Genomic DNA, 24,960 nt, shown 5'->3' with positions numbered 1-24,960 from the left:
AACCCATAAGAAACGAGGATTCAGGGGAACATGGCTGAGGATATCGTCGAAGGCGGCGCGAAAAACAAAGCTGAGGAAGCGGCCATCGGCGGCGGGCTGGGCGCGGACGCCGAGCGCGAGGTCATGGAATATGACGTGGTCATCGTCGGCGCGGGACCGGCCGGGCTGGCCTCGGCCATCCGCCTGAAACAGCGCGCGGAGAAGGAAGGCCGCGAGCTGAACGTGGCCGTTCTGGAGAAGGGGTCGGAAGTCGGCGCCCATATCCTGTCCGGCGCGGTGATCGATCCGTCGTGCCTGAGCCAGCTGTTCCCCGACTGGAAGGAACGCGGCGCGCCGCTGGATACGCCGGTTACGAAGGACAAGTTCCTGGTTCTGGGACCGCAGGGCGACGTGGACATCACCTGGCTGCCGCAGCCGAAATACATGAAGAACCACGGCTGCTACGTGGGCTCGCTGGCCAATCTGACCCGCTGGCTGGCTGAACAGGCCGAGGCGCTGGGCGTCGAGGTCTATCCCGGCATGGCCGCCAGCCATGTGGTCTGGGACGAGCCGTCAGGCCGGGTGAAAGGCGTGGTCGCGGGCGTGTTCGGCATCGACCGCGAGGGCAAGAAGACCGACGACTATCAGCCGGGCATCGAACTGCACGGCAAATACGTCTTTATCGGCGAGGGCGTGCGCGGCTCGCTGGCCAAGACCATCATGGCCCGCCACAACCTGTGCGACGAGGCCGAGCCCCAGAAATACGGCATCGGGCTGAAGGAGCTATGGCAGGTGCCGGCCGAAAAGCATCAGCCGGGTCTGGTGCAGCACACCCTGGGCTGGCCGCTGGACGACAAGACCGGCGGCGGCTCGTTCCTGTATCACTTCGGCGACCGCTATGTGTCCGTCGGCTTCGTGGTGCACCTGAACTATCGCAACCCGTTCCTGTCGCCCTTCGACGAGTTCCAGCGCTTCAAGACCCATCCGGCCATCGCCGAACATCTGGAGGGCGGCGAGCGCATCTCCTACGGCGCGCGGGCCATCACCGAGGGCGGATACCAGTCAGTGCCCAGGCTGGCCTTCCCCGGCGGGGTGCTGGTGGGCTGTTCGGCCGGCTTCGTGAACGTGCCGCGCATCAAGGGCAGCCATAACGCGGTGCGCTCGGGCATCCTGGCCGCCGACGCCGCCTTTGACGCCATCACGGCGGGACGTTCGGGCGACGAACTGGTGGAGTATCAGGCCGCCTATGAGGCTTCGGACATCGCCAAAGAGCTGAGGCTGGTCCGCAATGTGAAGCCGCTGCTGTCCAAATACGGCGCCTTCGTCGGCACCCTGCTGGGCGGCATCGACATGCAGATCACCTCCCTGTTCGGCGGCTGGTCGCCCTGGGGCACCGTCAAGCACGGCAAGACCGACGCGGAGTCCACCGGCAAGGCCAGGGATTACAAGCCGATCAAATATCCCAAGCCGGACGGGAAGCTGTCCTTCGACAAGCTGTCATCGGTGTTCCTGTCAAACACCAACCACGCCGAGGAGCAGCCCGCGCACCTGCGGCTGAAGGATCCGTCGGTCCCCATCGGGGTCAATCTGCCCGAGTACGGCGAACCCGCGCGGCTGTATTGCCCCGCCGGGGTCTATGAGGTGGTCTATGCGGACGAGGCGAACCAGAAGGATCCGCGCTTCGTCATCAACGCCCAGAACTGCGTCCACTGCAAAACCTGCGACATCAAGGATCCGTCGCAGAATATCGTCTGGACCACGCCCGAAGGCGGCGGCGGCCCCAATTACCCCAATATGTAAGGCGACTGTCGCTTCATGATGCGCACCCTGACCGCCGCGGCGCTCGCCGCCCTGATCGCCGCCGCCACGCCCGCCCTGGCCGAACCGCTGGAAGTGGCGGGGCCTGTGCGCTTCGCCGATTTCAGCGATGTGCCTGTCGATGAGCGGGGCCGCTCCAGCTACGGCCTGTTCCTGGCGGGCCGCAACGCCATGGCCCTGGGGGAAAGCAGCACGGGCGCCGACTATCTGGCCGCCGCCGCGAGCGCGGAGCCGGGGCAGGACCGGCTGAGAGATCAGGCCTTCACCTCCGCCCTTCTGGCCGGGGACCTGGACGTGGCGGCGCGCCTGTCGCCCAGCGGCGAAGGGGTCAGTTCGACGGTTTCGGAAGCCGGTCGTCTGGTTTCGGTGGTGCGCGACTTCGGAAGCGGCGAGTTGACCGAGGCCAACGCGGCCCTGGCGCAGCAGCCCATCGGCTTCCCCCACGCCCGGGCCGGCCTGTTCGTTCAGCCCTGGATCGCGGCGGCGGCGGGCGACTGGGATCGGGCGCTGGCGGAACCCCCGGCCCAGGCCGATCCGCTGGCCCGCCTGTTCGCCAACTACCACCGCGCCCTGCTGTTGGAGCGGCGGCGTGACTATGAGACCGCTGAGTCCATTCTCGCGGACCTCGCCGGCGGGCCGCAAACCGCGCCGCTTTTCCGCACCGCATACGGCGAGTTTCTGGAGCGGCGCGGACGCCGCGACGAGGCGCTGGCTGTGTTCGATGCCGCCATCGCGGCTGGCGCCGCGGACCTGACCACTCGACTGGCGCGGGAACGAGCGGCGTCGGGCGGTCGTGCGATCCCCGCGCCCAGCCTGACCGAAGGGGCGGCGCTGGGACTGGGCGCGGCCGCCGCAGCGGCTCTGGCCGAGGAAAACAATGAGTTCGCCGCCGTCTATCTGAGGCTTGCCCTGGGTCTGGACGAGAGTGATCAGACCCGGCTTCTGCTGGGCCAGACCCTGCAGGAAGCGGGCCTGACCAATGCGGCCCGTGAAGCCTTCGTGGGCGTCGGCATGGACGAACCGCTGCTTTACGCCGCCGCGCGTCAGCAGCTGGCGTGGAGCTATCAGGAAGACGACCGGGACGAGGAAGCCGTGGTCCATGCGCGCGAGGCGCTGAACGCGGCGCCGGAAGATCCGCAGGCGGTCTATGGCCTGGCGGGACTTCTGACCGCTCAGGAGCGCTATCAGGAGGCGCTGGAGCTGCTGAACGGCCCGGCCCTGAACACCGCCGACCAGAACTGGCAGGTGCGCTTCACGCGCGGCGCCGTCTATGAGTCCCTCGGCCGGTTCGAGGAAGCCGAGGCGGAACTCTGGGCCGCCCTGCAGGACCAGCCCGACAACGCCGAGGTGCTGAATTATCTGGGCTATATGTGGGTCGATAGCGGCCAGAGGGTTCATCAGGGCGCGGAGATGATCGCCCGCGCCGTGGCCGCCGATCCGGACTCCGGCCACATCCAGGACTCGCTGGGCTGGGCCCAGTATCGTCAGGGTCAGTACGAGGCGGCGGTCGAGACGCTGGAGCTGGCCGTGTCGCTGGAGCCGGGCGATCCCACCATCAACGACCATCTGGGCGACGCCTACTGGCAGGTCGGCCGCCGGCGCGAGGCGGGGTTCCAGTGGAGCCGGGCCCTGAGCCTGGATCCAGAGCCCGATCTGCGGGTGCAGATTCAGGCCAAGCTGGATGGCGGACTTGAGGGAGCCTCGCCTGTTCAGTCCGTCGCCCGCGCCGACAACGGTCAGGGCGCGGCGCCCATCAATCCGTGAGCCATGAGGACGCGGCCCGGGCGCTCGCCCCGGCCAAGGTGAACCTGTTCCTGCACGTGGGGCCGCCCGGCGCCGACGGCTATCACCCGCTGGTGAGCCTGGCGGTGTTCGCCGATGTGGGCGACCGGGTGGCGGTGGCGAGTGCCGACGCCTTTGGTCTGGAGGTCACCGGGCCGTTCGCAGGACGTATCGACGGCGGGCCGAATCTGATCGAGACGGCGCTGGACGCCATGGCCCGCGCCGTGGGGCTCGACCGCCTGCCGGTGCATGTGCGGCTGGACAAGCGCCTGCCGGTGGCGGCGGGCCTCGGCGGGGGATCGTCCGACGCAGCCACAGCCATGAAGGCCGCGCGCGACCTGCTGGGCCTCGATCTTGATGAGGTCGCCCTGACCCGCATCGCCGAGCCGCTGGGCGCCGACATGGCCATGTGCCTGGCCGCCCGGCCTGTGATAGCCCGAGGACGGGGAGAGGTGCTGAGCCCGGCGCCTATCTTGCCGGAGGTCCACGCCGTGCTGCTGAACCCGGGCGTACCGTCGCCCACGGGGGCCGTGTATCGCGCCTATGACGACGCGCCTCGGCAAACGGCGGACGCGCCGGACATGCCCGCCGGGTTCGCCTCTGCCGCCGATCTGGCCGGATGGTTGAACACCACGCGCAACGATCTGGAGGCGCCCGCCATTCGTCTCACGCCCCTGATCGGAACGGCGCTGGAGGCGGCGGCCTCAGCGCCCGGCGCCTTGGCGGCCCGGGTCACCGGATCGGGGGCCACGGTCTTCGCCCTGTTCGAGACGGCGCAGGCCGCGCGAACTGCGGCCGGCGCCCTGTCGGAGGCCCATTCGAACTGGTGGGCCGCGTCCTGTCGTCTGGCCTAAGGCCGCGCTTCGCCCTGAAATGGCCTCAGGCTTTTCGGGAACAGGGAGGCGCGGTCCCGGATTGTCTTTCCACGAAGTCGGGAACCGCGCCGTTCGGGCATCGCCCAGGCGGCCATACTGGAGAGGACGACCAATGTTTCGCATGCGCCTTATGACGGCCAGCGCGGCGGCGGCCCTGTTGATTGCCCCGGCTGCTATGGCTCAGGATCAGACCACCCCGCCCACTGGCGAGGACACAGAAGCGCCCGCCGAAAGCGCTGTGCCCTATGACGATGCTCAGGACGAGAACTGGAGCGAGCCCAACGCCGCACCTCCTGCGGGCGAGGACGCCATGGAGGCCGAGTCGGACGAGGCGGATCCCATGACCCCGCGCCCTGACCCGGCCATGCCCGCGGAGCCGATGGATCCGCCCACCGACATGGATGCGCCGACGCCCGATCCCATGAACCCGGCGCCCGCCGATCCCATGGACACGCCCACGGATCCGATGGAGACCCCGGCGGACACCACCCTTCCGACCCCGCCCATCGACCCGGCGCCGGACGCGGCCGAGGATGACCCGATGGACCCGGAGCCGCCGGGCGTCTGACCGGAGCCATATGACGTTGATGCAGAAGGCGGCGGGCCCTATGGTCCGCCGTCTTTTTCGCGCCCGCGAAATCCTCCTCGACCCCGGATACCGCCTTGTCTTCCAGGACGACTGAACCGCTGAGTTTCCAGGACCTGATCCTGACCCTTCACGCCTACTGGAGCGAGAAGGGCTGCGCGATCCTGCAGCCCTATGACATCGAGGTGGGGGCGGGCACCCTGCATCCGGCCACGGTGCTGCGCGCCCTGGGCCCGCGCCCGTGGAAGGCCGCCTATGTCCAGCCCAGCCGCCGCCCCGGCGACGGCCGCTATGGCGAAAATCCCAACCGTCTCCAGCATTATTACCAGTATCAAGTCATTCTGAAGCCGAATCCGGACGATCTGCAGGATCTGTATCTGAACAGCCTGAAGCGCATCGGCATCGATCCCAAGCTGCACGATATCCGCTTTGTGGAGGACGACTGGGAGAACCCCACGGTGGGGGCCTGGGGGCTGGGCTGGGAGGTCTGGTGCGACGGGATGGAGGTGACGCAGTTCACCTATTTCCAGGGCGTCGGCGGCATCGAGGTGGACGTGGTGTCCGGCGAGTTGACCTATGGTCTGGAGCGGCTGGCCATGTATGTGCAGGGCGTCGACAACGTCTATGACCTGCGCTTCAACAACGACGGCGTCACCTATGGCGAGGTGTTCCTCGAGAACGAGCGCCAGCAGTCGGAGGCCAATTTCCACGGCTATGACGTGGACGGGCTGAAGCGCCGCTTCGAGGACATGGTGGGCGAGGTGTCGCGCTTTCTTGCGATGACCGGGCCGCAGGGACAGGCGCTGGTGCTGCCTGCCTATGACCAGGTGCTGAAGGCCAGCCACCTGTTCAATCTGATGGACGCCCGCGGCGCCATCGCCGTGGCCGAACGGCAAAGCTACATCGGCCGCATCCGGGACCTGTGCAAGGCGTGTGCGGTCGCCTACGTCGAACAGGAGCGCGGTCGCGCATGACGGGGGGCGACACGCCTCCCTTCCCCCTGGATGGGGGAAGGGCCGGGGATGGGGGTGGAGGCCGTTCCGTCGCCACGCCGCGTCCACGTCACGCCGCCGGCGCCGTGCCGCGCGCCCGCCGCTTGCGCCGTGAGCAGACGGTCGCCGAAGCGATGCTGTGGGAAGCCCTGAGAAAGCGGAAGATGAACTTCCGGCGCCAGGCCCCTATCGGTCGGTTCGTCGTGGATTTCGTCCATTTCGCCTCAGGCCTCATCGTGGAGGTGGACGGCTATTTTCATGAACTGCCGGAACGCCGGATGAGCGACCTCGAACGCACCGGCTGGCTGCAATCACAGGGGTTTCGTGTCATTCGCTTCCCGGAGAAGCGCGTGCGGGACGACCTGAACGCAGTCGTAGACCAGATCGTGGCGGATACAGCGCCACCCCCATCCCCAACCCTTCCCCCATCCAGGGGGAAGGGAGAAGAGCGATACGTCGTCAGATAAAATGCCCCAGCTTCTTCTTGAAATCTTCTCCGAGGAAATACCTGCGCGGATGCAGGCGGGCGCGGCGCGGGATCTGGAGCGGCTGGCAGGCGACCGGCTGAAGGCCGAGGGTCTGACGTGGGAGGCGCTGACCACCTATGCGGGGCCGCGCCGCCTGACGCTGGTGATCGAGGGCCTGCCGGCGGCGACGCCGGATCGGGACGAGGAACTGAAGGGGCCCAAGGCCTCGGCGCCGCCGCAGGCGCTGGAGGGCTTTCTGAGGAAGACCGGCCTGACGCGCGAGCAGCTGGAGGAGCGCGACGGCGTTCTGTACGGCCGGGTTCAGGAGAAGGGCCGGGCCACGACGGGCGTGATCGCCGAGACGGTGGACGCGGTGGTGCGGGCCTTCCCTTGGCCCAAGTCTATGCGATGGGGCGACGGAACCCTGCGCTGGGTGCGGCCCATCAAGCGCATCCTGTGCCTGTTCGACGGCCATGTAGTCCCGTTCGCCATCGACGGCATCGAGAGCGGGGACGCCACCGAGGGGCACCGGTTCCTGGGGACCGGACGGCCGCTGAAGATCCGCGACTTCGCCGACTATCGCCGGCAGTTGCAGGACAATTTCGTCATGCTGGACGTGGCGGACCGCAAGCTGCGGATTCTGGAGCAGGCGAAGGCCGTGTGCGCCGACAAGGGTCTGGCGCTGGTGGACGACGACGGCCTGCTGGACGAGGTGGCGGGGCTGGCCGAGTGGCCGACGCCGATCCTGGGCGACATGGATCCGCAGTTCCTGGACCTGCCGCCCGAGGTGGTGCGCCTGTCCATGAAGGTGCACCAGAAGTATTTCGCGGTGCGCGATCCGGCGAAGCATGGGCTGGCGCCGCACTTCGTGGTGGTGGCCAATGTGGAGGCGACCGACGGGGGCAAGGCGCTGGCGGCGGGCAATTCCCGCGTGCTGTCGGCCCGCCTGAACGACGCCCGCTTCTTCTGGGACGAGGACCGCAAGGTCGGCTTCGACGCCTGGCTGGAGAAGCTGAAGGGCGTCACCTTCCATGCGAAGCTGGGGACGCTTGCCGAGCGGGTCGACCGCATCGCCGCCCTGGCCCGCGAGATCGCGCCGCTGGTGGGGGCTGACCCGGAAGAGGCGGCGCTGGCGGCCCGCTATGCGAAGGCCGATCTGGCCTCGGGCATGGTGGGGGAGTTCCCTGAGCTGCAGGGCGTGATGGGCGGGTATTATGCGCGTCTGATCGAGCCCTTCCCGTCGGCGGATGGGGGAAGGGTTGGGATGGGGGTGAAACCGTCGGCGGAAGCTGTCGCCGACGAGCCCGCTTCCGCAACCGCTGTCACCCCCAACCCCGGCCCTTCCCCCATCAAGGGGGAAGGGAGAAGGGACCGGATCGCCGACGCCATCCGCGATCACTACAAGCCGCAGGGGCCGGGGGACACGGTTCCGACGGCGCCGCTGACGGTGGCCGTGGCGCTGGCCGACAAGCTGGATACGCTCGTCGGCTTCTTCGAGATCGACGAGAAGCCGACGGGATCGAAGGACCCCTTTGCCCTCCGTCGAGCCGCATTGGGCGTGATCCGTATCCTCTTGGAGAATCAGGTCCGCGCCAGCCTGCGCCGCCTCATCGGCCAATCGTCGGCATTCGCCGAGACTGGCGACCCGTATGAGACCCACAGCTATCATGACGATCGCGACTATAAGATCGGCTTGACGCCGTTTTTCGCCGACCGCCTGAAAGTGCTCCTGCGCGATCAGGGCCAGCGCCATGATCTCGTCGATGCCGTCTTCGCGCTCGGCGACGACGATCTGGTGCGCATCGTTCGCCGGGTCGAGGCGCTGGGGGCGTTTCTGGAGACGGACGACGGGGCCAATCTGCTGGCGGGGTACAAGCGGGCGTCGAACATCCTGAAAGCCGAAGCCAAGAAGGGGGATGTGCCCACGGGCATGGTCCAGACCGGCCTGCCGAACCAGCCGGAGGAAGAGACGGCGCTGGCCTTCGCCGTCGGCGCGGCGGGGACGGCGGTGGATGCGGCGCTTCAGACCGAGGACTTCGCCGCCGCCATGACGGCGCTGAGCAAGCTGCGCGCGCCGGTGGACGCCTTCTTCGACAAGGTGATGGTGAACTCCGACGTGCCCGCCGAGCGGGACAACCGGCTCAAGCTGCTGGGCCAGGTGCGCGACGTCATGGGCCGGGTGGCCGATTTCGGGCAGGTGACGGGCTGATCCGCAGTCGATCACACTCATTCGTGAACGCTGATAATCTTTTTGCAGTGCAGCGCGTTTAATGCTCCGCTGCACCGTCTGGCCTGCCCGGCCGCCATCTGTCCGAGCCCATGCTCTACACGCTTCACGAACTCGCCTATCAGTCCGCTGCCCCCATGCGTCTGGGGGCCCAGATGATGCGGGAGTTCTGGTCCTCGCCCTTCAATCCGGCGTCCCAGACGGCCATGGGCCGCACAGCCTATGCCTCCGCCGAGCTGTTCGAGAGCCTGACGCGCCGCTACGGCAAGCCGGACTGGAATCTGGACGTGGTCAATGTGGACGGTCATCCCGTCCGCACGGTGCAGGAAGTGGTCTGGTCCTCGCCCTGGTGCCGGCTGATCCGCTTCACCCGCAACGAGGCCGACCTCAAGCGCGCGGGCAAGCCGGTCAAGGCGCCCGCCGTGATGATCGTGGCGCCCCTGTCGGGTCACTATGCCACCTTGCTGCGCGGCACGGTGGAGACCTTCCTGCAGGACTTCGACGTGCACGTCACCGACTGGACCAACGCCCGTCAGGTGCCGGTGCTGGAGGGCCGCTTCGACTTCTTCGACTACATGGATCACGTGCGCGCGATGCTGGGCCAGATCGGCCCGCGCGCCCACGTGGTGGCCGTGTGCCAGCCGGGTCCGCCCGTGCTCGCCGCCGCCGCCCTTATGGCCGAGGACGAGGATCCGGCCCGCCCGGCCTCCATGATCCACATGGGCTCGCCCATCGACGCGCGCCTGTCGCCCACGGTCACCAACCAGCTGGCCGAGGAAAAGCCCTTCGCCTGGTTCCGCTCCAACATGATCCACACCACGCCCCTGCCCTATCCGGGCGCCGGGCGGCGGGTCTATCCGGGCTTCGTGCAGCTGTACTCCTTCATGTCCATGAACGAGGAACGGCACATGGACGCCCATCGCCGCTACTTCGATCATCTGGTGCAGGACGACGGCGACAGCATCCAGAAGCACCAGGAGTTCTACGACGAATACCTGTCGGTGCTGGACCTGACCGAAGAGTTCTATCTCCAGACCATCGACATCGTGTTCCAGAGCCACCTGTTGCCGCGCGGCCTGCTCAAGCACGGCGACCGGCTGGTGCGGCCCGAGGCCATCACCGACATCGGCCTGATGACGGTGGAAGGCGAGAACGACGACATCTCCGGCGTCGGCCAGACCCAGGCCGCCCACGGCCTGTGCCGCAACATTCCCGAGGATCAGCGCCTGCTTTACGTCCAGCCGCAGGTGGGGCACTACGGGGTCTTCAACGGCCGCCGGTTCCGCGAAGAGATCTACACCCGCGCCCGCGACTTCATCACCGCCAATGAGGCCCGCGTTGTTCGCAAAACCGCGCCCAAGGCACGGCGAAAAGCTGGAGATTGACGGCCTTCGCTTGCGCCTGTCGGTGAACCGGCGGGCGCGGCGGGTCAGCGTCCGCATCGACGCCCGCGCCGGCGAGGCGGTGGTCACCGCCCCCAGCGAGCGGGCCATGCCCCAGGCCATCGACTTCGCCCTCAGCCGCCGCGACTGGATCGCCGAGCATCTGTCGAAACGGCCCGACAGCGCGCCCTTCGCCCCGGGCGCCGAGATCCTGCTGCACGGCCGCCCCGTCCGCCTGATCGCCTCGGGCAACGCCGCCGCCGCGCGGCTGGTCCCGGATCACCCGGGCGGCCCGGCCATCATCTCCGGCGGCGAGCACGAGGCCTTCCATCGCCGCATCGAGCGCCTGCTGCGCGCCGAGGCCAAGGCGGCCCTGACCGCCCGCACCCAGGTGCATCTGGATCGCCTGGGCCTGAAGCCGGTGCGCGTCAGCATCGGCGACCCGGCCTCGCGCTGGGGCTCATGCAGCCCGCACAATCGCTCGATCCGCTACTCCTGGCGCGTGATCATGGCCCCGCCCGAGGTGCTGGACTATCTGGCCGCCCACGAGGTGGCGCATCTGGTGCATGCGGACCACAGCCCGGCCTACTGGTCCGTGGTGCACGGTCTGGTGGGCGACCACCGCCCGTTCCGCAAATGGCTGCGTGACCACGGCCCGACCCTGCACGCGGCGGGCAAGGCCTAGCCCCGCACGCTCTAGAAGAACAGCGGGTCCGGTCGGCGCTCCGCCTCGCGGTCCGGCTCCGGATTCTGGGCCGGGGGGTCGGTCTGGATCGGCTCGGGCGGGCGCACGCTGGGCCGCTCCGGCGCGGGCTGGGCCGGGCGGGGGTTGGCGGGCGACCCGGCCAGGGGATCATCCCCCAGAGGCGGCAGCTCGTCCTCGCCGAACAGGTCGCCCAGACCGCCCAGAAGATCACCGGCCGGATCGGCGCCCGGCGGCGTCGGCGGAATCCAGCCTTCGGGCAGGGGCGGGCCGTTGGGGATGTCCCGCACATTCAGGCGCGGCAGGGCGGCCTGCATGAAGCCGCGCCAGATGGCCGCCGGCGAAGAGCCGCCGGTGACGCCGCGCATGGCGGTGTTGTCGTCCTTGCCGACCCACACCACGGTGACGAAGCCGCCGGTGTAGCCGGCGAACCAGGCGTCCTTGTAGTCCGAGGTGGTGCCGGTCTTGCCCGCAAGATCCCGGCCGGAGATGGCCACCGAGCGCGCCGTGCCCGAGGTGATGACCCCGCGCAGCATCTGGTTCAGGTAGTAGAGCGACGGGTTCTGGATCACCTGATCGGCGCGGCGGTCCTCCACCTGACGCTGATAGATCACCCGGCCCTGGGGCGTGCGGATGCGGGTGATGCCGTGGGTCTCGGCGCGGCGGCCCCCGTTGGAGAAGGCGGCGTAGGCGCCGGCCATTTCCAGCGGACTGACCTCCACGGCCCCCAGCGCCATGGCGGGCTCCAGTCCGACGCGCGAGGTGATGCCCAGCCGCCGCGCGGCGCGGGCCACGCTGTCGCGGCCGATCTGGTCGGCGATGCCCGCGGCGATGGTGTTGGTGGACTGGGCCACCGCATTGGCCAGGGTCGTCTGGCCAATGTGGTTGCCGGAATAGTTGCGCGGCGACCAGTTGCCGATGGTGATGGGCTGGTCGATGACCGGCGTGTCGGGGGTGTAGCCCGCCTCCAGCGCCGCCAGATAGACGAACGGCTTCCAGGCCGAGCCCGCCTGACGCCGGGCGTCCACGGCGCGGTTGAACTGGCTGTCGGCGTAGGACGCCCCGCCGATCATGGCCCGCACCCGGCCGTCGCCGTCCACCGCCACCAGAGCCGCCTGTTCCACGCCGCGCGAGGCGTCCCGATCAAGGATGGATCGCACCGAGCGCTCGGCCGCGGTCTGAAGCGTCAGGTCCAGGGTCGTCTCTACGATCAGGTCCTCGGTGGGTTCGCCCACCAGGCGGCGGATGTCCTGGTCCAGCCAGTCCACGAAGTACTGGGCATGCTGGGTCGCCAGGGTCCGCGACACGCGCACGGGCTCCAGCACGGCGGCGTTACGCTGCTCGGCGGTGATGACCCCGGATTCTTCCATCTCGTCCAGCACCACGGTGGCGCGGCCGGCGGCCCGTTCGCTTTCGCCCAGCGGGCTGTAGCGGGACGGCGCCTTCAGCAGGCCCGCCAGCAGGGCGGCCTCGCCCACGGTCAGTTCGTCGGCCGACTTGTCGAAATAGCGCTGGGACGCCGCCTCGATGCCGTAGGCGCCGGCGCCGAAATAGACCCGGTTCAGATACAGGGCGAGGATCTCGTCCTTGGAGAATTTCATCTCCAGCCAGACCGCGAGCATCAGCTCCTGCACCTTGCGGCGCATGTTCTGGTCGGGGGTCAGGAACAGGTTCTTGGCCAGCTGCTGGGTCAGGGTCGAGCCGCCCTGCACCACCCGCCCGGCGCGCATGTTGGCCATGATCGCGCGCATCATGCCGATGGGGTCGAAACCGGGGTGGTGATAGAAGCGCCGGTCCTCGATGGCGATGAAGGCGGCCGGCACATAATCCGGCAGCGCATCCAGCTCCACCGGCGGGGCGTGCTGGCTGCCGCGCACGGCGATCAGGGCGCCGGACCGGTCCAGATAGGTGATGGAGGGCTGCCGCTCCACGTCATAGAGCGCCGAGGTGTCCGGCAGGCCCCGCGCAAACACCAGGAAGAACACGGTCAGGAAGATCAGGCCCCAGACGGCCAGCACGGCCGCCCAGTAGATCAGCCGCTGCAAAAGGGTGCGTCCGCCGCCCTCGCCATTGCCGGACGCCCCGCGTCCGAAGGATCGACCCGCCATGGAATTCCTCTAGCCCGCTCAGATCTGGTCATAGCCCGCGAACGGGATCAGTGAAACGCCCCACGTCAATGACGCGAACCTGCGGGATGTTTCAGCCCAAAGCATGGCGACAGGCTTAACGCGCCGTAAGCTCAGGCCGAGCGGGCCTTGATGGGCGCCGAGCCGTCCGCCAGCGATTCGTTCAGATAGACCTCGGCCTCCTGGGCCGGCAGGGCCGGCGCATAGCCGAAGCCCTGACCGTAGTGGCAGCCTGCGGCCAGCAGCAGCCGCGCCAGCTCGGCGTTCTCGACGCCTTCGGCCACAACCTCCAGCGACAGGTCGCGGCCCAGATTGACCACCGATTTGACGATCTTGGACGAGCCCTCGTCCTGCCCCATGGTCAGAACGAAATAACGGTCGATCTTCAGGGTGTCGAACGGCAGGCGCGCCAGATAGGACAGGGACGAGAACCCCGTGCCGAAGTCGTCCAGCGCCAGGCTGGCTCCGGCTTCGCGCAGGGATTTCAGCACCTCAGCGGCCCGCTCCGGGTCGCGCATGATGTCGCTTTCGGTCACTTCCAGCTTCAGCGCGCCCACGGGCAGGCCGGTGTCGGCCCGGATGCGGCGCACGTCCTCCACCAGACCGTCGCGCTCCAGCTCATTGGTGGACAGATTGACGCTGCAGAACAGCTTGCCCGCCGAGGGATGCCGTTTCAGCCATTCGGCCAGCTGGGCGGCGGACTGACGCATCATCATCAGGCCCAGATCGTTCATCAGGCCCATCTCGTCGGCCAGGCCCAGGAACTCGTCCGGCGGCACCAGACCGCGCTTGGGGTGACGCCAGCGGGCCAGCGCCTCGAACCCGGCCACGGCGGCGGTCTCCAAATTCACGATGGGCTGGTAGAAGGGCTCGATCTCACCGCGCACGAAGGCGTTCCGGAGATCACTCTCCAGCGCCAGGCGCGACAGGCTGTCGGACTCCAGCGTGCGGCCATAGGCGGCCATGCCGCCACGGCCCGCGCCCTTGGCCGATTCCACCGCCAGCTCGGCCCGGCGCAGCAGTTCCGCCGGGTCGGGGGCGTCGGGACCGCCCTCGGCGCGCACGGCGCCGATGGAGACGGTCGGATAGATGTCGAAACCCGCCACGCGCAGCGGCTGCTCCAGCGCCTGACGCATGCGCGCGACCATGTCGGTGTCATCGGCGCGGGCGAAGATGGCGAACTCGTCCTCGCCAATGCGCGCGGGCGCCGCCTCGCCCGAGAAAGCCGCTGCCAGGCGCGAGCCCAGCGCCGACAGCACCAGATCCACCCGGTCGTGGCCCAGGGCCTCGTTCAGGCGTCTCAGCCGGTCCACATCGGCCACGACAAGCTCATGCTCGCCGGACTGGGTCATGGCCTCGCCCATGCGGGCCAGGAACCCTCGCCGGTCCAGCAGGCCGGTCAGGGTGTCGCCGGACGAACCCGCGAATTTGCTCTCCAGCGCCACGACCCCCGCCGCCCGCAGCCCATCCTCGAGCCACACCCCGCGCCAGATGCACAGATCGCCGCCGCGCATGCGCAGACGCACCGCGATCTCGGCGCCCTCGTCCTGCGGTTTCAGGATGCGCTCGGCCAGGGCCCGGTCCTGGGGCATGGCCAGGGCGGTGAAGGCCGCCGCCGTGCATTCCGGCGCCAGCGGACCCAGGCCGAGCGGCCGGGTCGAGCCTGTGAACTGAAGCTGGTCCAGGGCAGGCGTCCACACCCACAGCGCCACGTCGGCGGCGGCGAGCGCCTCGATCGCGGTGGTGGGGTCCCACGCCAGAGCTCTGGATCGGCTGTTCAAGGCTTCACGCCCTCCAGTCAGGACGTCGGGCGTCCGCCTGTATCGACCTCTTCGGAAAGGAGGCCGAACAGAAGATGGTCTGCCCAAACCCCGTTAATTTTCAAATAAGCCCGCGCCTGTCCTTCCAGCCGGAAGCCGGATTTCTCCAGAACGCGGCGGGAGCCGTGGTTGTGCGGCACGCAGGCCGCCTCAAGCCGATGCAGCTTCAGATCGGTGAAGGCGTAGCGGGCCAGGGCACAGACCGCTGCGGTCGCCAGGCCATTGCCTGCATGGGATTTACCGATCCAGTAGCCGACGGTTCCCGTCTCGGCGACGCCCCGGCGCACATTGGACAGGGTGATCCCGCCCACCAGACGATCCGAGCAGTCAAAGACGAAGAACGGCCAGGCGTTGCCCAGCTCCCGCTCCCGTTCATAGATCGACAGCCGGCGGCGATAGGCGGCGCGGCCCAGGTCATCCTCGGGCCAGGCCGGTTCCCAGGGCTGGAGGTAATCCCGGGACTGACCGCGTAGTTGGGACCAGGCGGCGTAATCAGAGGCGCGGGGTGTGCGCAGCAGCACGCCCCGTCCGGCCACCTGCGGCCCCGTCGGTTCAGCCATCCAGTCCAGAAGCGCCATGATGTGATTATACGCCGGGTTAGCGAAAGCGTCAGGCGTTCAGGGTCTCGGCGAAGACTTTTCCCGCCCTTGACGCCCCCTTGGGGCCCAGAACCGCCGTGGCGCTGAGGCCCGGCCCCAGCAGGCGCGCACCCAGACGGCGCATATCCTCAACCGTCACCGCTTCCATGCGCTGGACCAGAACGTCCGAAGCCGTCGGGGCGCCGAAGATCAGGGTCTGGGCGGCCATGCGGCCCGCGCGCGAGGCGGGACTCTCATCGGCCATCCACAGGCTGGCGGCCAGCACCGCCTTGGCGCGATTCAGCTCCTCAGGCGTCGGGCCGTCGACGGCCAGGGCGCGCAGTTGCTCGGCTGCGACCTGGGCCAGCTCCTCGGCCCGGCCCGGCGCGGCGCCGGCGTAGATCCCCAGAACGCCCGTGTCCTCATAGCCCTCGAACCAGGCGTCCACCGCATAGGCCAGACCCCGGTCCTCCCGCGCCGTCTGGAACAGGCGCGACGCCATGCCGCCGCCGAGAATCTCCACGAACAGGCGCAGGGCGGGGGTGTCAGGGTCGTGCACGGACAGGCCGGGGATCTCGAACACCAGATTCGCCTGTTCGATCCGGCGGGTCAGGGCGGCGTCGCCCCCGGTGAAGGTCGCGGCGGCGGGCTCCTCGGCGTCAGTCCGCGCCGCTGTTCCGAACCATTCCTCGGCGAGGTCCAGCAGCCGGCGCTCGTCCACCCCGCCGGAAACCGTCAGCACCATGCGCTCGGGCGCATAGAGGGTGCGGCGCCACGCTGCGATGCTGTTCCGGTCGGCGCGGCCGATGCTGGGGACCGAGCCCAGAATGGGCCGGCCCAGCGGCTGGCCGGAAAAGGCGCGCTCGCCCGCCATCTCGAACACATGGTCGTCCGGCGTATCGAACGCTTCGGCAATCTCCTGGGCCACCACGTCCTTTTCGCGGGTGATCTCCACCTCGCTCAGGACCGGCCGAAACACCAGATCCGACACCACCTGCATGGCCAGCGGCAGCGACCGCTCCATGGCCCGCACCTCGAAGCTGGTGCGCTCCTGTCCGGTGGCCGCGTTGATGGATCCGCCGTCCGCCTCGATGCGCTCGACGATCTGGCGCGCGCTCATGTCGCCGGCGCCCTTGAACACCAGATGCTCCAGCAGGTGCGACCAGCCCGATCGGTGCTCGTCCTCCCAGCGCGCGCCGCCGCGCACGGCCACGGTCAGGGCGAAAGTCTTCAGGCCGGGCATGGGGTCGGCCACGACGCGGACGCCGTTGGATAGGGTGTGAACCTGGGTCAATCGTGATCCTGGCCCGCATGCGGGCCCTGTGTCGGAGGCGGGCGCAGCCGCCGTTTCAGCATCAGTCCATAGAAGACCATCAGGGCCACGGCGAGGCCGAACCAGGTGATGGCGTAGCCCAGATGGTTGTTGGAGAAGGCGGCGGGCGGAACCGCCGGCCTCAGCGCCGCCCATTCGGGATTGGTCGCTGTCTCGGCGAAAAGCACGCGGGCGTCCACGGCGCCCTCGACCTCCAGCGCCTGGGCCATGGCCTGATGGTCCCGGGCGAAGAAGCGGCCGTCCCGGGGCGAGGGGCTCATCCAGTTCGGCGCCGGCGCCTCGCGCACCACGGCTGTAATGCGAACCGCATCAGCGGCCGCCGGATCAATGGGCGGCCGGGCGGAGATCTCATCGGCCACGAAGCCGCGATCAATCAGGAAGGTCGCCTCGACGCCTGCGGGCCGACAGGGCGAGATCAGGCGCACGCCGGCGTCGCCGTCCTGGATGGATTGAAGTTCGACATAGGGCGCGGCGTTGAGCCCTGGACAATCCAGGATAACGCGGCGGAACTCGCCGCCCGGCTGGTTCAGCACCTCGGCGGCGGGGACCGGCGCCATGGCGGCGGCGGCCTCGGCCTGATCGATCAGGCCTTCCTTCCACGCCAGCCGCTGGATCTGCCACACGCCCAGCCCGATCAGCACCGCCAGCAGCGCCGCCGACAGCACGGTCAGGACCCAGGGAAAGCCGCGTGGTTCAGAACTCGTCATTGCGCACCTCGCGCGCCTTGTTTCGCATGTGAAGGGCCGTCATCAGCCCCTTGCCCGGCCGCATCAAACCCAGCGACAGGGCCGCCACAAGCGGCAGCCAGACGACCAGATGCAGCCACATGGGCGGGCTGAAGGCGATTTCAACATACAGGGCGGAAAAGCCGACGATGGCCCCGGCGATCTGCATGATGAAACTGGCCGCCCCGTCGCCGGTGGCCACCGAGGCCAGATCGTAGCCGCACGTCTTGCAGACTGGCCGAACCTTCAGAAACCCCTCGAACAGGGGACCCGCGCCGCAGTTGGGACACCGGCAAAGCAAACCCGCCCGGATCGGGTTGATCCGGGCGGGCGCTGAAGGCTGGGGATGATCGATCAAGATCAGCCGAAGACGACGTAGACGAAGGCGAACAGGAACAGCCACACCACGTCCACGAAGTGCCAGTACCAGGCGGCAGCCTCGAAGCCGAAATGCTTCTCGGCCGACATCTGGCCCACCATCAGGCGGATCAGGCAGACCGCCAGGAAGATGGTGCCCACCAGCACGTGGAAGCCGTGGAAGCCCGTGGCCATGAAGAAGATCGAGCCATACAGGGTCGAGTTCAGGGCCTCCTCGTTGAAGAACAGGTTCTCGTGCAGAATGTGATAATATTCATAGGCTTGGACGGCCGTGAACAGGGCGCCCAGGGCGATGGTGATGGCCAGGCCGATCTTGGCGGCCTTGCGGTCCCCCACCTGCAGGGCGTGGTGCGCCCAGGTCACGGTGGTGCCCGACAGCAGCAGGATCACGGTGTTCAGCAGCGGCAGCTGCCAGGCGTCCAGCACCTCGATGCCGCGCGGCGGCCAGGTGGACCAGGCCGCGGCCGTATCCGTCCAGTTGCCGAACTCCGGGATCAGCGTCCTGGCCTCATTGAAGAGGGCCATTTCGAAGAACATCCAGAAGAAGCCGGCGAAGAACATGATCTCCGACGCGATGAACAGCACCATGCCGTAGCGCAGGCCCAGCGACACCACCGGGGTGTGGTCGCCCTGACGGCTTTCCTTGATCACGTCGGCCCACCAGCCGAACATGGAGAACAGCACGCCGGCCAGTCCCGCGAAGAACACCCAGTTGGTGCCGGCGGGCAGGCCGAACAGGCCCTTCATCCACATGACCGCGCCGATCATCATGATCGTGGCGGCGACGGACGCCACCAGCGGCCAGGGGCTGGGTGGAAGGATGTGATAGTCGTGGTGGACGGCGTGGTCGGCCATGGATGCGTCTCTTGAGTGGGTCAGCGCGTGGTCGTTGCAGGGGCTATAGCGTCGCTACCCCTGTCCGCCAATAGCCGCGCGCTGTTCGAAGCGGTCGGTGGGATAGAAGGTGTAGGAAAGGGTGATGTCCTGCACGCCCTGGGCCTCGCGGTCCGTGGCCATTTCCGGGGCGACGAAATACTGGATCGGGAATTCGACCGTCTCGCCCGGCTGGACCGTCTGGGCCTCGAAGCAGAAGCACTGCAGCTTCTGGAAGTAGGGCCCGGCGCGCTCGGGCACCACATTGTAGGCGGCGGTGCCGCTGATGGGCCGGTCGGAGGTGTTGGTGACGCGGAAATAGGCGATGCCGGTGTCGCCGATGCGCACCGTCTGGCGAGTTTCCTCGGCCTCGAACGCCCACGGCAGGCCGCGCACATTGGTGTCGAAGCGCACCCGCACCGTGTCCTCCAGGATCGTGTCCGGCGCGGCGTCGGCGCGCATCACCGTGCCGTTGAAGCCGGTGACCTGGCAGAACAGCTGGTACAGCGGGACCGCGGCGAAGGCGGCGCCGGTCATCAGCGACAGGGCGCCGACGCAGATCAGGGCGACTTTCGTGTTTCTGTTCATGCGATCAGCCCCCGACGTTGGCTTGAAGCCGCAGCAGGGTGGTGACGAACACCAGCACCATGAACGCCACCAGCCCAAGGGCGATGGCGATGTTGCGGCGCTTTCTGGCCTTCAGTTCTTCGGGCGTCAGGCGCATGAGGGGCAGGCTCCGATGACGGGCGCGTTCTCGACCAGCAGGACGGCGAACAGGGCCATCAGATACAGGATCGAGTAGGCGAACAGGTTCCGTGCTGGTTTGGCCTCGGCGCGCACATCATACAATGCGGCCTCTCGCCCCACCGCCTCGGCCTTGTCCGGCTGATCGCCGGCGCGCGAGCGCCACAAACGCACCGCCAGGGCGATGAAAAACAGGCCGCCCAGGGTCGAGACGATCAGATAGGCCGTCCCCGCCATGCCCAGCAGCGCCGGAGCGACGGCCACGGGCACGAAGATCAGGCTGTAGATAAGGATCTGCAGCCGGGTGGACTTCGCGCCGCGCGCCACGGGCATCATGGGAATGCCCGCCCGGGCGTAGTCCCCGGCCGAATAAAGCGCCAGGGCCCAGCTGTGCGGCGGGGTCCACAGGAAGATGATCAGGAACAGCAGCCACGCCTGCCACGGCGCGTCGCCGGTCACCGCCGCCCAGCCGATCACCGGGGGAAAGGCGCCCGCCGCCCCGCCGATGACGATGTTCTGGGGGGTCCGACGCTTCAGCAGCAGGGTGTAGAACCCGGCGTAATAGACGATGGTCAGAGCCAGCAGGCCGGCGGCGAACCAGTTCATGGCCATGCCCAGCAGCATCACCGAGAACAGGGACAGCACCACGCCGTATGTCATGGCGTCATTGGCGCTGACCCGGCCGGCTGCAACGGGACGTCCGCGCGTGCGCCGCATCAGGGCGTCGGTCTCGCCTTCCAGAGCCATGTTCAGAGCGCCTGCGGCGCCCGCCCCCATGGCGATGCACAGGATGGCGATAGCGGCCAGCAGGGGATTGATCTCGCCCGGCGCCGCCACCAGTCCGGTGATGGCGGTGAACACCACCAGCGACATGACGCGCGGCTTCAGCAGCTGGAAGTAGTCTTCCGGCTGGGCGGTGGTCAGGGCTGGAGCCGTCTTGGGCGCTACGGGTTCGGTCATGATGCGAAAAGGGGGCCGCGTGATCGGCGGCCCCCCATCCTAGTCTGTTTGAGGTCCGGTGTGGACCGGATCAGTGATGGTCGTCCGCCTTCACCACCGGCAACTCGTTGAACTGGTGATGCGGCGGCGGCGAGGACAGGGTCCACTCCAGGGTCGTGGCGCCTTCGCCCCAAGGGTTGGCCTCGGCCTTGCGGCGACGCACGGCGGCCTCGATCAGCACGATGAAGAACACCACCATGCCCACCAGGGTGATGGCGTAGCCGATCGAAGAGACGTGGTTCCAAAGGGTGTAGGCGTCCGGATAGTCGATGTAGCGACGCGGCATGCCCTGCAGGCCCAGGAAGTGCTGGGGGAAGAAGATCACGTTCACGCCCACGAACATGATCCAGAAGTGGGTCGCGCCGAGGAACTCGTTGTACTTCACGCCCCACATCTTCTCGAACCAGTAGTAGAAGCCCGCGAAGATGGCGAACACGGCGCCCAGCGACAGCACATAGTGGAAGTGCGCCACCACGTAATAGGTGTCGTGCAGGCTGTAATCGATGCCCGCGTTGGACAGGACCACGCCGGTCACGCCGCCCACGGTGAACAGGAAGATGAAGCCGATGGCCCACAGCATGGGCGTCTTGAAGTCCAGCGAACCGCCCCACATGGTGGCGATCCAGCTGAAGATCTTGATGCCCGTGGGCACCGCGATGATCATGGTGGCGGCCACGAAATAGGCGCGCAGGTTGATGGGCATGCCCACGGTGTACATGTGGTGCGCCCACACCACGAAGCCGATGAAGCCGATGGCCACCATGGCGTAGGCCATGGCCAGATAGCCGAAGATGGGCTTCTTCGAGAACGTCGACACGATGTGGCTGATGATGCCGAAGCCCGGCAGGATCAGGATGTACACCTCGGGGTGACCGAAGAACCAGAACAGGTGCTGGAACATCACCGGGTCGCCGCCGCCGGCCGGGTCGAAGAAGGCGGTGCCGAAGTTGCGGTCCGTCAGCAGCATGGTGATGGCCGCGGCCAGAACCGGCAGCGACAGCAGCAGCAGGAAGGCGGTGATCAGCACCGACCATGCGAACAGCGGCATGCGGTGCAGGGTCATGCCCGGCGCGCGCATGTTGAAGATGGTGGTGATGAAGTTGACGGCGCCCAGGATCGAGGAGGCGCCCGCCACGTGCAGCGAGAAGATGGCCAGGTCCATGGATGGGCCGGTGTGGCCCATGGTGGACAGGGGCGGATAGATGGTCCAGCCGCCGCCGAAGCCTTTGCCCGGCCCGCCGTCCACGAACATGGACAGGCACAGCAGCACCCAGGCCGCCACCAGCAGCCAGAACGAGATGTTGTTCATGCGCGGGAAGGCCATGTCCGGCGCGCCGATCATGATAGGCACGAACCAGTTGCCGAAGCCGCCGATCATGGCGGGCATGACCATGAAGAAGATCATGATCAGGGCGTGGGCCGTCACGGTGACGTTGTAGCCGTGCTTGGACGCCTCAATGATCCCCAGCTGATGGATGACCGAGCCCTCGGTGAACACCTGGATGCCCGGCGCGGCCAGCTCCCAGCGGATCAGGCCGGACAGGGCGCCGCCCACCACGCCCGCCATGATGGCGAAGATGATGTAGAGCGTGCCGATGTCCTTGTGATTGGTGGACAGGAACCAGCGGGCGAAGAAGCCCGGCTTGTGGTCGTGGTCGTCGTGATGGGCGGTTGCGGTGGCCATGATTGTCGGGCTCGCGTTCTCTTACTGGGCCGCCGGGGCCGCGTCAGCGGCCGGGGCGTCTTCGGTTTCAGTGGCGGCGTCGGCGGGGGCCGCTTCGCCTTCGGTCGCCGCGGCGTCGGTCGCGGCCTCTTCGGCGGGCTCGGCGCCGGGCATCCCGCCCCCGCGCTCGGCGACCCAGGCCTCGAACTCGGCCTGGCTGACCACATTGATCTGCAGGGGCATGAAGGCGTGGTCCACGCCGCACAGCTCCGAGCACTGGCCGTAGAAGATGCCTTCGCGGTCGGCGCGGAACCAGGTTTCGTTGACCCGGCCCGGAATGGCGTCGGTCTTCAGGCCGAAGGCCGGCAGGGCCACGGCGTGAATGACGTCGGAGGCCGTGACCAGCAGCTGGACCGTCTGGCCCACCGGCACCACCATCGGCTCGTCGGCCGCCAGACGGAACGGCACGCCGGCTGCGCTCGCCTCATCCTCGGGCAGCATGTTCGAGACATACTCGCCGATGCCGTGATCGGGGTACTCGTAGGTCCAGTTCCACTGGTTGCCCGTCACCTTCACGGTCACGTCCGGCTCGGGCATGTCGTGGTAGTTGAACAGCAGGCGGAACGAGAACAGGGCGATCACCATCAGGATCAGCACCGGCACGATGGTCCAGATGATCTCGATGGTGGTGTTGTGGCTCCACTTGGCCGGCACCGGATTGCGGCGCTTGTTGTAGCGGAACACGATCCACAGGATCAGGCCGAGCACCAGCAGACAGATGGCCGTGATGATCGGCATCAGGATCGCGTCGTGGAAAATGTGCGCTTCCACCTTCAGCGGCGACGCCGCCGGCTGAAGCCCGATCCCGCCCGGCGTCGGTTGACCCACCAGTTCCTGCGCCATGGTCGGCGCGGCGGCGAACAGCGCCGTGGAGGCGAGAACCGTTGAGGCGATCATCGCCCTGGCCCGCTTGCCCATCCCCATTCCAGAAATCCTCATAATCCGTTCTGCAGCAACCAGTTGCGAGACGTTCGCAAACAACAGTCGCGGGCCCGAAGGCGTCGCGGCGTCCAGGGCCGGTCCATATCGGCTCCCCTCGCGCTTGCCAAGCATGCGGAGCGCAACACGGGGTCGCAGGGGGCGCCGCGGCCGGGATTAAATCGATGTCATGTTTGGCAAGCTACCTTGCAATAACAGATACCTTGCGATAGACACATCTCATCACACGGAGGGCGAACAGTGCCTGAAGCCATCGAGATACAGTTGAAGAAGGGGGTGCTGGCGCTGTGCGTGCTGGCGCTTCTGGAGAGGGGAGATTCCTACGCCTACGAGATCGCCAGCCGCATGGCCGAGGCGGTCGATATGGGCGAGGGCACGGTCTACCCCCTCATGCGCCGGATGCAGTCCGACGGACTGGTGGAGACCTATATGGTCGAATCCGCCTCGGGCCCCTCGCGCAAATATTACCGCCTCACCGACGCCGGGCGCGCCAGCCTGGCCTCGCAGAAGACCGAGTGGGACGCCTTCGTGCGCGCCGTGAACGGGATTCTGGAGCGTGAGGACACACCACAAGCCGAAACGGGAGAGACGGCATGACGCGCGCCGAATTCATGGGCCGCCTGCGCCGCGGGCTGGCGGGACTGCCGCTGGCTGCGCAGGAAGAGATTCTGGCTGATTACGACACCCACTTCGCTGACGGCGCCGCCGAGGGCCGCAGTGAGGCGGAGGTGGCCGCCGCCCTGGGCGACCCGGGCCGGCTCGCCCGTGAGCTTCGGCTCGAGGCCGGACTGAAAAGATGGGAAGAGGAACGCAATCCGTCCTCCGCCGCCGGCGCCGTGATGGCCCTGGTGGGGCTGGGCGCGGTCGATATCCTCATCCTGCTGCCGCTGCTGACCGGCGTGGTCAGCGCCATCGCAGGACTTTATGTCGCGGCCATCGCCGTCTTCATCTCCGGCGGCGGGATCCTCGTCGCCGGGCCGTTCTTCGATCCGCCGGGCGGGCCGCTGTTCGCCGTGCTGCTGGGCCTCGGCCTGATGGGCGCCTCGGTGGTCGGCGCGGCGCTTCTCACCATCGTCACCATCTGGCTGGTCAACGGCCTGGTCTGGTTCGGGCGGCTGCACTACCGCCTGCTCAAGCCCGCCATCCAGTCTGAAACCTACAGCGAAAGGGGGCTGTCATGATCCGCTCACTGTTCATCATCGCCGCCGCCGCCCTCGTGCTGACCATCGTCTGCCTGGGCGGGGCCGCGGCCATCGGCGGGCGGGAAGTGGCCCGCAACGGATGGAACATCTCGGGCGACGGCTGGACCATCGTCCAGGGCGACTTAGAGTGGGACTCCGCCGACGAGGACATCGTCACCCGCGAGATCGCGTGGGAGGGCGGCGAGGCCCTGACCTTCGACCTGTCCGCCCGCGTCATTTACGCCCAGGGCGATGAGCCCTCGATCACCGTCGCCGGCCCGTCCGAGGTGGTGGATCGCGTCACCTTCGAGGGCGGCCGGTTCGACCTTGAGGAGGGCGCCCGCTCGGGCCGTCATTCCCGGCCTCGCATCACCATCGTCGCCCCGGCGGTCAGCACCTTCGCCCTGAACGGGTCGCAGGATCTGGAAATCCGCGACTACGACCAGCCCACCCTCGCGGTGGCCGTGTCCGGCAGCGGCGACGTTGAAGGCTATGGCCGCACAGAGACTCTGACCGTCACCATCGACGGCTCGGGCGATGTGGACCTGGAAGGTCTGCCCTCCACCGACGCGCTCATCGAGATCAATGGCTCCGGCGAGCTCAGAGCCGCGCCGACCGGACAGGCCGACGTGACCATCCGGGGCTCGGGCGACGTGGATCTGACCACCCGCCCGCAGCGGCTGACCAGCCAGGTCAGCGGTTCGGGCAGCGTCAGTCAGGCGGACTGACC

At 68.0% G+C, this 24,960-nt stretch carries 24 protein-coding genes; 12 read left to right on the top strand and 12 right to left on the bottom strand.

What is annotated here, in order from left to right; all coding sequences use genetic code 11:
• Positions 1–30 precede the first annotated feature (30 nt).
• The 9 genes from ACI8U3_RS03050 (at position 31) to ACI8U3_RS03010 (ending at position 10,793) form a co-directional block, all read left to right on the top strand.
• Positions 31–1,779: an electron transfer flavoprotein-ubiquinone oxidoreductase gene (locus ACI8U3_RS03050; RefSeq protein ID WP_415013392.1), complete on the top strand. Its 1,749-nt coding sequence runs from the start codon at positions 31–33 to the stop codon at positions 1,777–1,779.
• Positions 1,780–1,794: 15 nt separating this feature from the next.
• The gene (locus ACI8U3_RS03045; protein WP_415013391.1) at positions 1,795–3,561 is read left to right on the top strand and encodes a tetratricopeptide repeat protein; all 1,767 of its coding nucleotides are present in this window, start codon (positions 1,795–1,797) and stop codon (positions 3,559–3,561) included.
• Positions 3,558–4,433 (top strand): 4-(cytidine 5'-diphospho)-2-C-methyl-D-erythritol kinase, encoded by an 876-nt coding sequence (locus ACI8U3_RS03040; protein ID WP_415013390.1) that lies wholly within the window; start codon positions 3,558–3,560, stop codon positions 4,431–4,433. Before ACI8U3_RS03045 ends, ACI8U3_RS03040 begins: the two co-directional genes overlap by 4 nt.
• Before the next feature lie 133 nt (positions 4,434–4,566).
• The gene (locus ACI8U3_RS03035; RefSeq protein ID WP_415013389.1) at positions 4,567–5,022 is read left to right on the top strand and encodes a hypothetical protein; all 456 of its coding nucleotides are present in this window, start codon (positions 4,567–4,569) and stop codon (positions 5,020–5,022) included.
• A gap of 95 nt (positions 5,023–5,117) precedes the next feature.
• Entirely contained in the window at positions 5,118–6,014 is an 897-nt protein-coding gene (locus ACI8U3_RS03030) for a glycine--tRNA ligase subunit alpha (RefSeq protein WP_415013388.1), read from the top strand.
• 104 nt (positions 6,015–6,118) lie between these two features.
• A complete protein-coding gene (locus ACI8U3_RS03025) occupies positions 6,119–6,499 on the top strand; it encodes an endonuclease domain-containing protein (RefSeq protein WP_415013387.1) in 381 nt (126 codons plus the stop codon).
• Between the two features lies 1 nt (position 6,500).
• Positions 6,501–8,708, top strand: a complete 2,208-nt coding sequence (glyS, locus tag ACI8U3_RS03020) for a glycine--tRNA ligase subunit beta (protein ID WP_415013386.1) — start codon at positions 6,501–6,503, stop codon at positions 8,706–8,708.
• A gap of 110 nt (positions 8,709–8,818) precedes the next feature.
• Complete coding sequence (locus ACI8U3_RS03015; protein ID WP_415013385.1) at positions 8,819–10,111, top strand: polyhydroxyalkanoate depolymerase; 1,293 nt, start codon at positions 8,819–8,821, stop codon at positions 10,109–10,111.
• Positions 10,112–10,121: 10 nt separating this feature from the next.
• Positions 10,122–10,793 (top strand): M48 family metallopeptidase, encoded by a 672-nt coding sequence (locus ACI8U3_RS03010; RefSeq protein WP_415013384.1) that lies wholly within the window; start codon positions 10,122–10,124, stop codon positions 10,791–10,793.
• An 11-nt stretch (positions 10,794–10,804) separates the two neighbouring features.
• Here ACI8U3_RS03010 and ACI8U3_RS03005 read toward each other — a convergent pair whose 3' ends face one another.
• The 12 genes from ACI8U3_RS03005 to coxB all read right to left on the bottom strand — a co-directional run bounded on the left by ACI8U3_RS03005 (position 10,805) and on the right by coxB (position 23,034).
• The gene (locus ACI8U3_RS03005) at positions 10,805–12,919 is read right to left on the bottom strand and encodes a PBP1A family penicillin-binding protein (RefSeq protein WP_415013383.1); all 2,115 of its coding nucleotides are present in this window, start codon (positions 12,917–12,919) and stop codon (positions 10,805–10,807) included.
• Between the two features lie 131 nt (positions 12,920–13,050).
• Entirely contained in the window at positions 13,051–14,718 is a 1,668-nt protein-coding gene (locus ACI8U3_RS03000; protein WP_415013382.1) for a putative bifunctional diguanylate cyclase/phosphodiesterase, read from the bottom strand.
• Between the two features lie 17 nt (positions 14,719–14,735).
• Positions 14,736–15,335 (bottom strand): GNAT family N-acetyltransferase, encoded by a 600-nt coding sequence (locus ACI8U3_RS02995; protein WP_415013381.1) that lies wholly within the window; start codon positions 15,333–15,335, stop codon positions 14,736–14,738.
• 31 nt (positions 15,336–15,366) lie between these two features.
• Positions 15,367–16,578 (bottom strand): M16 family metallopeptidase, encoded by a 1,212-nt coding sequence (locus tag ACI8U3_RS02990; protein WP_415013480.1) that lies wholly within the window; start codon positions 16,576–16,578, stop codon positions 15,367–15,369.
• A 47-nt stretch (positions 16,579–16,625) separates the two neighbouring features.
• Entirely contained in the window at positions 16,626–17,375 is a 750-nt protein-coding gene (locus tag ACI8U3_RS02985) for an SURF1 family protein (RefSeq protein ID WP_415013380.1), read from the bottom strand.
• Positions 17,362–17,751: a DUF983 domain-containing protein gene (locus ACI8U3_RS02980; protein WP_415013379.1), complete on the bottom strand. Its 390-nt coding sequence runs from the start codon at positions 17,749–17,751 to the stop codon at positions 17,362–17,364. The genes ACI8U3_RS02985 and ACI8U3_RS02980 overlap by 14 nt, the downstream gene beginning before the upstream one ends.
• 2 nt (positions 17,752–17,753) lie before the next feature.
• Complete coding sequence (locus ACI8U3_RS02975; RefSeq protein WP_415013378.1) at positions 17,754–18,626, bottom strand: cytochrome c oxidase subunit 3; 873 nt, start codon at positions 18,624–18,626, stop codon at positions 17,754–17,756.
• Positions 18,627–18,680: 54 nt separating this feature from the next.
• Positions 18,681–19,232, bottom strand: coding sequence for a cytochrome c oxidase assembly protein (locus ACI8U3_RS02970; RefSeq protein ID WP_415013377.1), 552 nt, complete (start codon positions 19,230–19,232; stop codon positions 18,681–18,683).
• Between the two features lie 4 nt (positions 19,233–19,236).
• Positions 19,237–19,368 carry a hypothetical protein gene (locus tag ACI8U3_RS02965; protein WP_021696961.1) on the bottom strand — a complete coding sequence of 44 codons (132 nt, stop codon included), beginning with the start codon at positions 19,366–19,368 and terminating at the stop codon, positions 19,237–19,239.
• Complete coding sequence (locus ACI8U3_RS02960) at positions 19,359–20,348, bottom strand: heme o synthase (RefSeq protein WP_415013376.1); 990 nt, start codon at positions 20,346–20,348, stop codon at positions 19,359–19,361. Before ACI8U3_RS02960 ends, ACI8U3_RS02965 begins: the two co-directional genes overlap by 10 nt.
• Positions 20,349–20,418: 70 nt before the next feature.
• Positions 20,419–22,071 carry a cytochrome c oxidase subunit I gene (gene ctaD, locus ACI8U3_RS02955; RefSeq protein WP_415013375.1) on the bottom strand — a complete coding sequence of 551 codons (1,653 nt, stop codon included), beginning with the start codon at positions 22,069–22,071 and terminating at the stop codon, positions 20,419–20,421.
• Between the two features lie 21 nt (positions 22,072–22,092).
• Positions 22,093–23,034, bottom strand: coding sequence for a cytochrome c oxidase subunit II (gene coxB, locus ACI8U3_RS02950; RefSeq protein ID WP_415013374.1), 942 nt, complete (start codon positions 23,032–23,034; stop codon positions 22,093–22,095).
• 255 nt (positions 23,035–23,289) lie between these two features.
• Here coxB and ACI8U3_RS02945 point away from each other — a divergent pair, with 255 nt between their 5' ends.
• From ACI8U3_RS02945 to ACI8U3_RS02935, 3 genes are read left to right on the top strand one after another with little or no spacing between them, the layout of a single operon-like run.
• Entirely contained in the window at positions 23,290–23,646 is a 357-nt protein-coding gene (locus tag ACI8U3_RS02945; RefSeq protein WP_415013373.1) for a PadR family transcriptional regulator, read from the top strand.
• Positions 23,643–24,230 carry a DUF1700 domain-containing protein gene (locus ACI8U3_RS02940; protein WP_415013372.1) on the top strand — a complete coding sequence of 196 codons (588 nt, stop codon included), beginning with the start codon at positions 23,643–23,645 and terminating at the stop codon, positions 24,228–24,230. The genes ACI8U3_RS02945 and ACI8U3_RS02940 overlap by 4 nt, the downstream gene beginning before the upstream one ends.
• Complete coding sequence (locus tag ACI8U3_RS02935; RefSeq protein WP_415013371.1) at positions 24,227–24,958, top strand: GIN domain-containing protein; 732 nt, start codon at positions 24,227–24,229, stop codon at positions 24,956–24,958. The genes ACI8U3_RS02940 and ACI8U3_RS02935 overlap by 4 nt, the downstream gene beginning before the upstream one ends.
• Positions 24,959–24,960: the final 2 nt, after the last annotated feature.

The organism is Brevundimonas sp. (assembly GCF_047617075.1).
In the GTDB taxonomy this organism is placed as follows: domain Bacteria; phylum Pseudomonadota; class Alphaproteobacteria; order Caulobacterales; family Caulobacteraceae; genus Brevundimonas.
Note: the sequence above shows the minus strand (reverse complement) of the source record. Positions and strands in the feature narration are given on the sequence as shown.

Excerpts from the sequence above, each read along its gene's own strand:
- ACI8U3_RS03050 (WP_415013392.1), top strand. The coding sequence starts at position 31 with ATGGCTGAGGATATCGTCGAAGGCGGCGCGAAAAACAAAGCTGAGGAA.
- ACI8U3_RS03045 (WP_415013391.1), top strand. The coding sequence starts at position 1,795 with ATGATGCGCACCCTGACCGCCGCGGCGCTCGCCGCCCTGATCGCCGCC.
- ACI8U3_RS03035 (WP_415013389.1), top strand. The coding sequence starts at position 4,567 with ATGTTTCGCATGCGCCTTATGACGGCCAGCGCGGCGGCGGCCCTGTTG.
- glyS (WP_415013386.1), top strand. The coding sequence starts at position 6,501 with ATGCCCCAGCTTCTTCTTGAAATCTTCTCCGAGGAAATACCTGCGCGG.
- ACI8U3_RS03015 (WP_415013385.1), top strand. The coding sequence starts at position 8,819 with ATGCTCTACACGCTTCACGAACTCGCCTATCAGTCCGCTGCCCCCATG.
- ACI8U3_RS03005 (WP_415013383.1), bottom strand. The coding sequence starts at position 12,919 with ATGGCGGGTCGATCCTTCGGACGCGGGGCGTCCGGCAATGGCGAGGGC.
- ACI8U3_RS02995 (WP_415013381.1), bottom strand. The coding sequence starts at position 15,335 with ATGGCGCTTCTGGACTGGATGGCTGAACCGACGGGGCCGCAGGTGGCC.
- ACI8U3_RS02990 (WP_415013480.1), bottom strand. The coding sequence starts at position 16,578 with ATGCCCGGCCTGAAGACTTTCGCCCTGACCGTGGCCGTGCGCGGCGGC.
- ACI8U3_RS02985 (WP_415013380.1), bottom strand. The coding sequence starts at position 17,375 with ATGACGAGTTCTGAACCACGCGGCTTTCCCTGGGTCCTGACCGTGCTG.
- ACI8U3_RS02975 (WP_415013378.1), bottom strand. The coding sequence starts at position 18,626 with ATGGCCGACCACGCCGTCCACCACGACTATCACATCCTTCCACCCAGC.
- ACI8U3_RS02970 (WP_415013377.1), bottom strand. The coding sequence starts at position 19,232 with ATGAACAGAAACACGAAAGTCGCCCTGATCTGCGTCGGCGCCCTGTCG.
- ACI8U3_RS02965 (WP_021696961.1), bottom strand. The coding sequence starts at position 19,368 with ATGCGCCTGACGCCCGAAGAACTGAAGGCCAGAAAGCGCCGCAACATC.
- ACI8U3_RS02960 (WP_415013376.1), bottom strand. The coding sequence starts at position 20,348 with ATGACCGAACCCGTAGCGCCCAAGACGGCTCCAGCCCTGACCACCGCC.
- ctaD (WP_415013375.1), bottom strand. The coding sequence starts at position 22,071 with ATGGCCACCGCAACCGCCCATCACGACGACCACGACCACAAGCCGGGC.
- coxB (WP_415013374.1), bottom strand. The coding sequence starts at position 23,034 with ATGGGGATGGGCAAGCGGGCCAGGGCGATGATCGCCTCAACGGTTCTC.
- ACI8U3_RS02940 (WP_415013372.1), top strand. The coding sequence starts at position 23,643 with ATGACGCGCGCCGAATTCATGGGCCGCCTGCGCCGCGGGCTGGCGGGA.
- ACI8U3_RS02935 (WP_415013371.1), top strand. The coding sequence starts at position 24,227 with ATGATCCGCTCACTGTTCATCATCGCCGCCGCCGCCCTCGTGCTGACC.